The sequence below is a fragment of the Arthrobacter sp. PL16 genome (genome assembly GCF_035985055.1).
In the GTDB taxonomy this organism is placed as follows: domain Bacteria; phylum Actinomycetota; class Actinomycetes; order Actinomycetales; family Micrococcaceae; genus Arthrobacter_D; species Arthrobacter_D cheniae.
This window is the reverse complement of sequence record NZ_JAXCIC010000006.1, coordinates 226,465-237,143: the sequence shown is the minus strand read 5'-3', so window position 1 is coordinate 237,143 and position 10,679 is coordinate 226,465. Positions and strand designations below refer to the sequence as shown.

General features: G+C 67.5%; 12 protein-coding genes. 5 read left to right on the top strand and 7 right to left on the bottom strand.

Annotated features, from left to right (window positions below):
- Nucleotides 1-162: 162 nt before the first annotated feature.
- Nucleotides 163-507 (bottom strand): DUF3140 domain-containing protein, encoded by a 345-nt coding sequence (locus RCH21_RS13620; RefSeq protein WP_326964850.1) that lies wholly within the window; start codon nt 505-507, stop codon nt 163-165.
- Between the two features lie 137 nt (nt 508-644).
- Here RCH21_RS13620 and RCH21_RS13615 point away from each other — a divergent pair, with 137 nt between their 5' ends.
- On the top strand, nt 645-1,184 hold the full coding sequence (locus tag RCH21_RS13615; protein ID WP_326964849.1) for a hypothetical protein: 540 nt from the start codon (nt 645-647) through the stop codon (nt 1,182-1,184).
- Between the two features lie 104 nt (nt 1,185-1,288).
- On the opposite strand, the gene RCH21_RS13610 is transcribed toward RCH21_RS13615, so the two are convergent.
- Genes RCH21_RS13610 through RCH21_RS13600 form a run of 3 tightly spaced genes read right to left on the bottom strand, consistent with a single transcriptional unit; the run spans nt 1,289 to nt 4,441 of the window.
- Nucleotides 1,289-2,425 (bottom strand): FAD-dependent oxidoreductase, encoded by a 1,137-nt coding sequence (locus tag RCH21_RS13610; protein WP_326964848.1) that lies wholly within the window; start codon nt 2,423-2,425, stop codon nt 1,289-1,291.
- Nucleotides 2,418-3,149, bottom strand: a complete 732-nt coding sequence (locus tag RCH21_RS13605) for a class I SAM-dependent methyltransferase (protein ID WP_326964847.1) — start codon at nt 3,147-3,149, stop codon at nt 2,418-2,420. The genes RCH21_RS13610 and RCH21_RS13605 overlap by 8 nt, the downstream gene beginning before the upstream one ends.
- Nucleotides 3,146-4,441: a type III polyketide synthase gene (locus RCH21_RS13600; protein WP_326964846.1), complete on the bottom strand. Its 1,296-nt coding sequence runs from the start codon at nt 4,439-4,441 to the stop codon at nt 3,146-3,148. Before RCH21_RS13600 ends, RCH21_RS13605 begins: the two co-directional genes overlap by 4 nt.
- A gap of 50 nt (nt 4,442-4,491) precedes the next feature.
- Here RCH21_RS13600 and RCH21_RS13595 point away from each other — a divergent pair, with 50 nt between their 5' ends.
- Nucleotides 4,492-5,391 carry an SDR family oxidoreductase gene (locus RCH21_RS13595; protein ID WP_326964845.1) on the top strand — a complete coding sequence of 300 codons (900 nt, stop codon included), beginning with the start codon at nt 4,492-4,494 and terminating at the stop codon, nt 5,389-5,391.
- Nucleotides 5,392-5,589: 198 nt separating this feature from the next.
- A complete protein-coding gene (locus tag RCH21_RS13590) occupies nt 5,590-6,207 on the top strand; it encodes a hypothetical protein (protein WP_326964844.1) in 618 nt (205 codons plus the stop codon).
- Nucleotides 6,208-6,319: 112 nt separating this feature from the next.
- On the opposite strand, the gene RCH21_RS13585 is transcribed toward RCH21_RS13590, so the two are convergent.
- Both RCH21_RS13585 and fdhA read right to left on the bottom strand, forming a co-directional pair.
- Nucleotides 6,320-7,009 (bottom strand): transglycosylase family protein, encoded by a 690-nt coding sequence (locus RCH21_RS13585; RefSeq protein WP_326964843.1) that lies wholly within the window; start codon nt 7,007-7,009, stop codon nt 6,320-6,322.
- 393 nt (nt 7,010-7,402) lie between these two features.
- Nucleotides 7,403-8,620, bottom strand: coding sequence for a formaldehyde dehydrogenase, glutathione-independent (gene fdhA / locus RCH21_RS13580; RefSeq protein WP_326964842.1), 1,218 nt, complete (start codon nt 8,618-8,620; stop codon nt 7,403-7,405).
- A 264-nt stretch (nt 8,621-8,884) separates the two neighbouring features.
- Here fdhA and RCH21_RS13575 point away from each other — a divergent pair, with 264 nt between their 5' ends.
- The gene (locus tag RCH21_RS13575) at nt 8,885-9,715 is read left to right on the top strand and encodes an SDR family NAD(P)-dependent oxidoreductase (protein WP_326964841.1); all 831 of its coding nucleotides are present in this window, start codon (nt 8,885-8,887) and stop codon (nt 9,713-9,715) included.
- A gap of 8 nt (nt 9,716-9,723) precedes the next feature.
- Here the strand turns inward: RCH21_RS13575 and RCH21_RS13570 are convergent, their stop codons facing one another.
- Nucleotides 9,724-10,206 (bottom strand): hypothetical protein, encoded by a 483-nt coding sequence (locus RCH21_RS13570; protein WP_326964840.1) that lies wholly within the window; start codon nt 10,204-10,206, stop codon nt 9,724-9,726.
- Nucleotides 10,207-10,392: 186 nt separating this feature from the next.
- Between RCH21_RS13570 and RCH21_RS13565 the strand changes: the two genes are divergently transcribed.
- Entirely contained in the window at nt 10,393-10,656 is a 264-nt protein-coding gene (locus RCH21_RS13565; protein ID WP_326964839.1) for a YegP family protein, read from the top strand.
- The last annotated feature ends 23 nt before the right edge of the window (nt 10,657-10,679 follow it).

The following is a 10,679-nucleotide window of genomic DNA, read 5'->3' as shown; positions in this document are numbered from 1 at the left end:
GATCTCGGTGTCTATGGTAGACCCATACTCCTGGGTGTAGACCTCTCTGGCCGAAATGTCGCCCGCCCACAACTAAGGTGCGTTGACTAACAAATTGTACCCAACACCCCCACGGCCCCCCCCCCCGGGGGGGGGGCCCTTCTCGTTGCCCGACCATCGTCCCTATTTGAGGGGGTCGTGCCCCCAGTTCATGAGCGAGTAGCGCCACTTCGAGGACTCGATGTCCTCCTTGGACGGTTCCTGCGCAAGGTGGCGATGTACATAGCCCACCACCTTGTGCATGTGCTTGACGTCGTCGTCCTTGAGGTCGTCGCGCTTCGTGTTCAGGATCTCGATGATGCGCCTGCCCGACTTGTGGCCCACGGACTCGTCGGACCCGGACGCTTTCTGACCCACGGATCGGGACTCCTCCGTGTCGAGCCAGGTCTCGAGCTGGGAGGCGCTCATGTTGACCGCCTCCTTCCACTGGGGCCAAACTTCGTCGAGATCGTTCGTATGGTCTGCCATGCGCCCTCGGCCTTTCGTAGCACTTCGGCGTGGAGGATCACACCCTGGTGGTGTCCGAAGCTTCCCATAGCTTAATCCTAAGCATGCTGATAAATGTAGAGGGTAGGTCGAACCACACGTCTAAGGAGCTCTACATCATGGCAGGAAACCTTTTGGCACGATCAGCCCACGACCTTGGCGCGGCAGCCTGGTTCGGCGGCACCTTGATGGGCGCTGTCGGACTGAACGGCGCAACCGGCAAGGCGAAGGACCCCAAGGAGCGCACGCGCCTCTCCGCTCTCGGCTGGGCCAAGTGGACCCCGGTCCAGGTCGCGGCATTCGCGGTCCACGCAGCAGGCGGCATCGGCCTGATCCTCGGCAACAAGGGCCGCGTCGCAGCCCAGGACTCGGTCGGCTCGAACACCGTCTGGAAGTCCCTCGTCACGGTCCTCGGCATGGCGCTCTCGCTGTACTCGGGCATGCTCGGCAAGAAGGTCGGCGAGCTCGCTGAGCAGGGCGGCGAAGGTGCAACCGAACCCCGTCCCGGAGCCAGCGATGAGTTGGCCAAGGCGCAGTCGCAGCTCAAGGCGACCCAGTGGCTGATACCCCTCGTCAGCGGCATCGTTGTCGTCATGGGTGCGAAGCAGGGCGAGATGCAGCGTCCCGAGAACGTCAAGAAGGGCCTGTTCAAGAGGTAGGCCCTGCACGACCGGCAACCCCCGCAGCGTTCCCGCCGTGCGACACCTCCAGGTGTCCGCGGCGGCGGCCCGCGGGGGTTCTGCATTTAAGCGGTGGGCGGCTACTACTGCATGGTGAAGGCGCGGGCCACGCCGGCGTGGACGGCGTCGTTCCTGATCAGCGCCGCGAGGATCGCGTTGCGCGGTCGCATGAAGGCTGCCGGCAGGGGGCGTCCCAGTGCCATGTTGATGTGGGCCTTCCGCCGCGCCAGCGCGGCCTGTGCCCGCCGCTCCTTCTCATACACCGCGAGCCGTGCAGCGACGCCCTGCTTGTCCCGGATGGAGGCGGTGATGATCGGCACGAGCCTGACGGCGTCCAGCCAGCCGAGGTTCATGCCCTGTCCGCCGATGGGCGAGACCTCATGGGCGGCGTCCCCGACCAGGATTGTCCGCCCGGCGACGAATCGCTCGGCCAGGCGCGACTGCACATCGAAGGCGCTCAGCATCGAATTGGTGCCAGGATCGACGTCGACGCCCGTCCTCTCGTGGATGAGGGACGTGAGGTCCTCCGCCGTCGGGCGCTGCACCGGACAGCCGACCCGCACAACCCAGCGCCGGATGCCGCCGGGGAGGGGGAAGGATTCGACGATTCCGCCGGTTTCGAGATACAGCACGGCGTCGTCGCCGTCGTCCGTGCCGTCCTTGAAATCGCCCATGACGTAGCAGTCCGGATAGCGGCGGGACGGTGCGCGGATGCCGGCGCCGTCCCGGATGGAGCTCCGGGCGCCGTCCGCTGCGACGAGAAGCCGCGCCCGGAGCACGGCGTCCCCGCCCTGGCCGCGCGTGGACGCAAGGACGTGGTCGCCGGCGTCGCGCGCGGAGAGGACTGCGACGCCCCGTCGGAGGGTACCGGGGAACTCCTCCTCGAGGCGGCGCTCGAGAATCTCCTCGGTGGTGGCCTGGGGTACGGCAAGGACGTACGTCTCGGCTCCGGGCAGGGTCGAGAAGGAGATGGTGCCCACGTGGCGTCCGGCGCTTCGTGCCACACCGTCACGGATGAGGACGCCGCGCTCCCGCAGCTCGTCGGCTATGCCGCCCGCCTCGAGCGCACGCAATGCAGGAGGGTGGATGCCGATGGCACGGGAATGGCTGCTGCGGTCGGTGCGCCGCTCCAGCACGACGGCGTCGAGCCCGGCCTGTCGCAGGAGCAGGGCGGTATAGAGCCCGACCGGTCCGCCCCCGACGACGATCACGTCATGCACGGTGTGGTTCCCCGGCCGGACCGCCGGGCTGCAGGACGAGCAGGTTGATGAACGGCGCCGCCGTGCGGACCTCCCAGTTCCGCCGGCCGGCGACGCTGTCGCGTAGCTCGCGGGGGGTGTAGCTGCGGCGGATGGAGGTAAGGCCGTCCTGCCGGATGTAGGAACCGGGGAGCGGCAGCGTTCCGGCCGAGAACAGGGCATAACCGAGCGGGTGCCGGGCGATGTCGCTGTGGACGGCTACCTGCCGCGTCAGCTGTTCCGTGTCATCGAGGAGCCCGTCGAACTGCGCGGGGTCGAGGTGATGGAGCACGTGATTGGAGACGACGGCGTCGAAGGCCGCTCCTTCGGCGACCAGTTCCGAGCTGAGGGCCCGGCGGAAGGACAGGCCGGGGAGGGCCGGCCTCGTGGTCGCGTAGGCATGCGCACGCTCGTCGGGGTCGATCGCCGTCACCTCGAGCGGTAGGCCGTCGCGCCGTGCCCACCGGGCCAGGGCCCGGGGCACGTCGCCTCCGCCGGATCCGACGTCGAGCAGTGTGTTGGTTCGATCCGGGGAGAACGCCGGCCGGAGTAGCGAGGTGTACGTGCGGCGCCAGCCCGATACCGCGGCATTAACGACGCCGAACTGCGCGTAGGTCCGGTCGAGTTTCCCCGGGTCGCAATCGGGCCTGTCCATCTCCTCGATCGCGTCCGGATCCCGTTCCGCGAGGAATCCTCGTCGGCTCATGCGCCCGCTTTGATGAGGATGGGCTCGAGGTCCGTGGGCAGGGCGGCGTCATCCGGGCCGGTAGCACCGATCCCCGCCGCACCCCCTGCATGGAGCGCGGCATCCGCGTCGGCGGTCCCGCCTCCTGCCGGTGTGGCACCGACCTTCGTGAACAGTGCTGTCTCCACCGTCAGCCCGGGGCCGAACGCCATGGAGCAGATGCGGTTGTTCCCGTCCGTCGCAGGTTGATCCAGGATGTGCTTGAGGACGAACATGACTGTGGCGCTGCTCATGTTCCCGTAATCGCGCAGCGTCGCTCGCGCAGGGACGAGCTGTTCCTGCGTCAGGCCGAGCTTCGCCTCGACCTTGTCCAGGATGCTGCGGCCGCCGGGGTGTATGGCCCAGTGCTCGATGTCCGCGTAATCGAGGCCCTCGAGTGCGGCGTCGCGCGCGAGAAGGGGCTCGAGCGCGCCGACGATGTGCTCGTCGATGATGTGCGGGACGTACGTGCCGAGCACCATCTCGAAGCCCTCGTCACCGATGTTCCATGCCATGGACTCCTCGCCGACCGGCGTGAGGACCGTCTCGAAGTGGTCGAGGCTGAGCGCCGGCCCATCCAGCGGGATGTCCCGGGCGGAGATGATGGCAGCCGCGGCGCCGTCCGCGAACAGCGACGAGCCCACGATCGTATCGGGGTTGTTCGAGGACCGGACGTGCAGGGAGCACAGCTCGGCGGCGATCACCAGGACGACGGCGTCCGGGTCGGCCTCGCAGAACGCCTTCGCCGACCGCAGCGCGGGGAAGGCCGCGTAGCAGCCCATGAAGCCGAGGTGGTAGCGCTGCACCGACGGCTTGAGGTCGAGCGCTCGAACTACCTTGTAGTCCGGACCGGGGGCGAAGAAGCCTGTGCAGGACGCGGTGACGACGTGCGTGATGTCCGACGCCTCGATGCCGGGAGCTGCGTCGAGCGCCTTCCGGGCCGCTTCGATGAAGAGTTTGGTGCCCTCGATCGCATAGACCTCGTTGCGGGTCTTCGTGCTCGGCGTCAGGATCCGCAGTTCCTCGCGGTCGAAGAAGACGGGGTGTTCGGCTGATTCCGCGAGTGTCAGTTCCTTGACGGCGGTGTAGCGCGTCTCGATGCCAGAGGAGTCGAAGGCCGCTCCGACGAGGCGCTGTCCGAGCCGGGTGAGACCGGGCTGCGCAGCGAAGACGTCCCGGACCTGGGGCTGCACCATGATCGTGTCGGGTACAGCTGTTTCGAGGGACCTCAGGATCACTGTCATATGTCCATTACTAGAGGACTGACGCGACAAACACAATGACAGTAGGCTTAGTACCTCCTACCACCACCGTCAGGAGCACCATGGGCAACGATCCGTCAGGAACGCTCGACCAGGAGGACCCCAGAGGCCCCACCGTCGATGCATCGACCGAACTCCAGGAGTACCCCGGCTTCACGGAACGCATGGATCCGCGTCCGGACCACGGCGAGGACAGCTACACCGGGCATGGGCGGCTGACCGGACGGAAGGCCTTCATCACGGGCGGGGATTCCGGTATAGGACGGGCCGTCGCGCTCGCCTTCGCCCGGGAGGGAGCGGACGTGGCGATCGGCTACCTGCCCGAGGAGGAGGAGGACGGCGCCAGTTGCCTCGAACTGATCCGCGCAGAGGGGCGTACCGCGCTCGCCGTGCCCGGGGACCTCCGCGACGAGGCGTATTCGGCCTCGGCCATCCGGCAGGTGGTGGAAGGCCTGGGCGGCCTGGACATCCTCGTCAACAACGCGGGCTTCCACATCGCCCAGCCGAACGGCCTGCCCGACATCGATGCCGGCCAGTTGAGGCGCACCTTCGAGACGAACGTCTACGGGACCATCTGGCTGACCCAGGCGGCGCTGCCGCACCTGTCCGAGGGGTCGTCGATCATCAACACCACCTCCGTGCAGGGCTATCACCCCTCCACCAGCCTCATGGACTACGCCGCCACCAAGGCTGCGCTCAACAACCTGACCTTCAGCCTCGCGCAGTTGCTGGGGGAGCGCGGTATCCGCGTGAATGCGGTCGCGCCCGGTCCCATCTGGACGCCGCTGCAGCCCGCTACCACCACGAGTGAAAAGCTGGAATCGTTCGGGGAGAATACGCCCCTCGGGCGGATGGGCCAGCCGGCCGAACTAGCCGGCGCCTACGTCTTCCTGGCCTCCAATGATGCGCGATACGTATCCGGAGAGGTCCTGGGAGTGACGGGCGGCAAGCCCCTGGCCTGATGCGGTGCAGGATCGCCGGCCGTGTACCGACGGCGGAATCAGGCCCGCTCGACCAAGCCGGGGGAGCCTGTGCGACGAATCACAGCTACCAGCGCCGCAGGCTTTCCGTCCCGGCGACCGGCTGATACGGATGGGCTGATCGTGAAATTCCTGACTGCTCTGCCTCATAGGCGCCACACCGCGGTGTTCGCTGTCGTCGTGACTGCGTCGCTGGCCCTCACGGGCTGCGGAAGCGTCGAGGACAATCCGCTGGGTGTGAATACGCCGGCGGGGGACCAGGCCCAGCCCTCCGGTCCGACGACGCCGAAGGATGGCAGCCAGGCGGATCCCGTCGTCAACGACCTCGGGGACGATCCCCTCAACGTCGGTGTCGACGGCGCAGAACTCTGCGGTGTGCAGCCTGAGGACAGCCGACTGCGCTATACGGTGATGCTGCACAATCCGACCCTCGAGACCTTCACCCTCGGTGAGATGACCCTCGGGAACCCCCAGGGCCTCGACGTCCTCTCGTCCATGGTCCAGACCGCCAACCGGGAGGGACACCACCACCCCGCCGCCGATACCGAGGCGCACGAGACACATACGCCGGCGCCGACGCCGGCGGCGACGCAGGAGCCGATCGGGCCGCCCGTCCCCACGGCAGGCTACGAATTCGAACCCGATGCACACGTCAACATCATCGTCACGGTCGAGCTCGCCGAAGGCGTCACCCATGGCAGCGCGGACAATATCCTGGTGGCGTTCTCCTCGCCGGACCGCGACTTCTCGGTGGCGCACAATCTGGCCATCGACGTCGACGCCACGTCCTGCAGCTGAACATCGGCCCGAGCACGAAAGAAGCCCCCGTCTCCAGGGAGACGGGGGCTTCTTCAGGCAATCCGTACCGGGACCCGCGCGCTACGCACGCGCCCGACGGCGGTCGGCCGGACTAGGCCGGAAGCTGCAGGACATGACCGGTGAAGATCAGGTCGGCGTGGATGACGGTGTCGGCGTTCGCCGCGAACAGTGCCTGCCAGCCGCCCTTGACGCCGAGCTTGTCAGCGATGGTGCCGAGGGTGTCGCCCGACTGGATCGTGTAGGTCTCGCCACTCAGGGTGACGGGCGCCTGGGCGGGGGCCTGGACGACGGGTGCCTGAACGACAGGCGCCTGGACAACAGGAGCCTGCACGACGGGTGCCTGGACAACAGGAGCCTGCACGACGGGTGCCTGGACAACAGGGGCCTGGACAACAGGGGCCTGTGCGGCCGAGAACTGCACTGTGCCGGGGTTCGCAGCACTGCCGAGTCCGAGCTTTGCCGAGCAGGCAGGCCATGCGCCCCAGCCCTGGCCCGCAAGCACGTTCTCCGCGACAGCGATCTGCTGCTCGCGGGATGCACCCTGGGGGGAACCCTGGCCACCGAAGGCTGCCCAGGTCGACGGGGTGAACTGCAGTCCGCCGGAGAAGCCGTTGCCGGTGTTGATGCCCCAGTTTCCGCCGCTCTCGCACTGTGCCAGTGCATCCCAGTCGCTGGCGGGGGCAGCGTTGGCTGCACCGGCCGCCGCGCCGAGGCCGAGGCCGGTGAGTGCTACTGCTGCGAGTCCACGACGGGCGCTGGTGCTGAAGGTGTGTGTATTCATGGGGTTACGATGCTCCGAAAGGCCACCCGCACTAGGTCCGTCCCCGGACTTCTTCGCGCCGCTGCTCACCTTGACGATATAGAGGTCATGGTTCGGCAGCCGCCGGTTGAGCAACGAGCGGTGGAGGGCGGTGCCGGGCATAAATGACTGCTCGATTTTCGGCAGTCTGTTCGCTTCCCCGGACGGGGAACTGCCTCTACCGTAGGGTATTTTCGATTCGTTGCCAAACCGGTACGGCGCGGCGCTTGACATTGATTCAAAAGACGGAGTGGAAGCTGGCCCAATCAGGCTTCCTGTGTCACACTGTCGCTCCGACGACAGAGCGCGACGAAGGGCCCGGATCATGGTGATCCGGGCCCTTCGACCGTCCGCCAGGGGAAGCGGCGCGTGCTGTCAGGCTGCTACGTATCCGTGCGGGTCGAGAACGTACTTCGTAGCCGCTCCGGCGTCGAACTCCTCGTAGCCGCGTGGCGCGTCCTCGAGGCCGATCGCCTTGGCGTTGACGGCCTTCGCGATGGACACCTTGTCATGCAGGATGGCCATCATGAGCCCCCTGTTGTATTTCATGACCGGACACTGGCCTGTGGTGAAGGACAGTGACTTCGCCCACCCGGTACCGAGGCTGATCGACAGCGAACCGACCTTCGCTGCCTCGTCGATTCCGCCCGGATCGCCGGTGACGTAGAGGCCTGGAATGCCCAGTGCCCCGCCGGCCGCCGTGACGTCCATGAGCGAGTTGAGGACCGTCGCGGGTGCCTCGGTCGACGAGCCGGAGCCGTGGCCGCGTGCCTCGAAGCCGACGGCGTCGACGCCGCAGTCGACTTCCGGTACGCCCAGGAGCTGCTCGATCTGGTCACGGGGATCGCCCTTGGACACGTCGACGGTCTCGCAGCCGAAGCTCCGGGCCTGAGTCAGCCGGCCCTCGTTCAGGTCGCCCACAATCACGACGGCGGCGCCCAGGAGCTGCGCCGACACGGCCGCTGCCAGGCCCACCGGCCCGGCGCCTGCGATGTACACCGTGGAGCCGACACCCACCCCCGCCGTCACGGCACCGTGGAACCCGGTGGGGAAGATGTCGGAGAGCATCGTCAGATCGAGGATCTTCTCCAGCGCCTGGTCCCGGTCCGGGAATTTGAGCAGGTTCCAGTCCGCGTAGGGCACCAGGACGTACTCCGCCTGGCCTCCTACCCAGCCGCCCATGTCCACGTAGCCGTAGGCGGCTCCGGGACGCGCGGGGTTCACGTTGAGGCAGATGCCGGTCTTGCGTTCCTTGCAGTTGCGGCACCGTCCACACGCGATGTTGAAGGGGACCGAACAGATGTCGCCCACCTTGATGAACTCGACGTCGGAACCCACCTCCACGACCTCGCCGGTGATCTCATGCCCAAGCACCAGGTCGGCCGGCGCCGTGGTGCGACCGCGTACCATGTGCTGGTCCGACCCGCAGATATTGGTGGTGACAGTCTTGAGGATGACGCCGTGACTCAGTTTCCGGCCGATGTTCGCCGGATTGACGCCGGGTCCGTCCTTCAGTTCGAATGTGGGGTAGTCGGTGTCGATGACCTCGACCTTCCCCGGTCCCTTGTACGCAACAGCTTTGTTACCGCTCATGGAACGTCCTTCTTCCCTGGTGTGTTCAGCACGTCCGGTACGCCCGGGCGCGGGAACCGGCGTGCGCCGCAGATCACAGCCGGTCGCCGGTAGCGCCGAACCTACACCGCAGGGGGTCGCATCGACGTTGCATCGTCCGCGGACTGTGGAGCGCCCTATCGGCGCCGTCGTACAGGGGTCTCCCAGGCCTGCGGGCGCCGCACCCGCCGGCACCCCGGCGCTCGCGCCTTGTGCGTGCGGGTGGAAGTGGGACAAGGTGACGACATGACTGAGACTGTGCTCATCACTGGCGCGACGGCCGGCATCGGAGCGGAATTCGCACGGCAGTACGCAGCCCGCGGCTGCGACCTGGTGCTGGTGGCGCGAGCGTCCGGACCGCTCGAAGAGACGGCGCGCGCGCTGCGTGCGCGGTGGCGGGTCGGCGTGGAGACGATCTCGGCCGACCTGCTGGACGACGACGGGCTGGAGAGAGTCCTCGCCCGCCTCCGCACGGGCGATCGACCCGAAGATCGGCACGCCCCGGGTGGTACTGACGGGTCGACGGCGGCGGGGGAGCCCGCGGCTGGTGCCGCGCCCGTCACCGTACTCGTCAATAACGCCGGCTACGGGCTGGTCAGGCCATTCGCCGACAACGAGCTCGACGACGAGCTCCGGCACCTCCGGATCCACGTCGAGGTGCCGCTCGCCCTGTCGCATGCCGCGCTGCAGTCCATGCGCCCACGAAGGTCGGGCACGATCATCACGGTGGCGAGCGTCGCAGGCTTCACTCCGCGGGGAACCTATGGTGCAGCGAAGGCCGCCATGATCAGCTTCAGCAGATGGGCGAACCTCACCTATGGGCGGGAAGGCGTACGGGTGACGGCAGTGTGTCCCGGATTCGTCCACACCGAGTTCCACCAGCGAATGGGAGCTGACAAGACGGGCGTGCCAGGCTTCCTGTGGCTCGACGCCGGACTCGTGGTCCGGGAAGCGCTCCACGATACCGCGGCAGGGAAGGCCGTGTGCATCCCGAGCGTCCGCTACAAGGTCATCACGGCTCTCGCGAGGGTGGCGCCGTCGTCTCTGGTGGCCAGGCTGGCGCGGCGGGGCCGCTGACCGTTGCGTCAGCCCTCGGCGCCGCCGCTGTCCCAGGTGTCCGGCTCGGACGCAGCGTCCTCGGGGTGGCGGTCGTTCGCCGGGTCCTCGGGTGAACCTTCGCCGTTGAAAGCCGCAGGCACCGTACCGGCGCTGTGGGTGCCCTGTTCATCCCGGATGCTCCGGGCATGATGGGCCGCCGTTCCTGCCGCCGGGTCGAGGACCTCCTCGCGCCGGTCCGTCTCCGGCCGGCCGTCGTCGTGCCCGTCCGGGTCCTGCCCGTAAGCGTCGCCGGAATCGTCCCTGCCTGCGCCATGTCCGCCGACGTCAGTGTTGTTCACCGCTGCGGACTGTCCGGCCGAGCCGGCCCCTGACGCCTCGGCCGATCCACCGGCGGGCCCGACGCGCCCCTGTTCCTTCTCGAGTGGCGGAATGGGCGAGGCCGGGCCGAGGGGATGGTCCGTGGGAAGGGCGGCGCCGTCGGGATGTCCTGCGCTGCTTGACTCGGTCATCGTGCTCCTTCTGTTTCCTGCCTGGCAGGGAATGGTCGAAACGGAGGTGCTTCCGGGCCACGGTGTGTCGCTCCTGTTCGAGGCAGGGCCGATCGGGCGAACCGACGGGGTCCGAGCGTTAAGTAAGTATGCTTATGATAAGGGATCACAGGGTTGTGGGAATGCCCCTTACAAGGAGGTAGGACGTTGGCAGGTTACTTCAAGCTGGTGGATGCACACGACAACGGATTCCGCGTGAAACTGACCGCTCCCGATGGAACGCTGGTCGCGGTCTCGACTTTCTACGAGTCGAAGGAAGAGGCGATCGCCGGAATCGACCTCATCCGGGAGATCGCCGGAACGGGTCCCGTGGTGGATCACAGTCGTGATGAATTGCCCGAGGAGGACGAACCCTTTCTCGGCCTGCAGGCCCCCGCCGGCCGTGAGGATGCGGTGCGGCACGACGCCTGAGGGTGGTTCCGGGAACCGTCGGA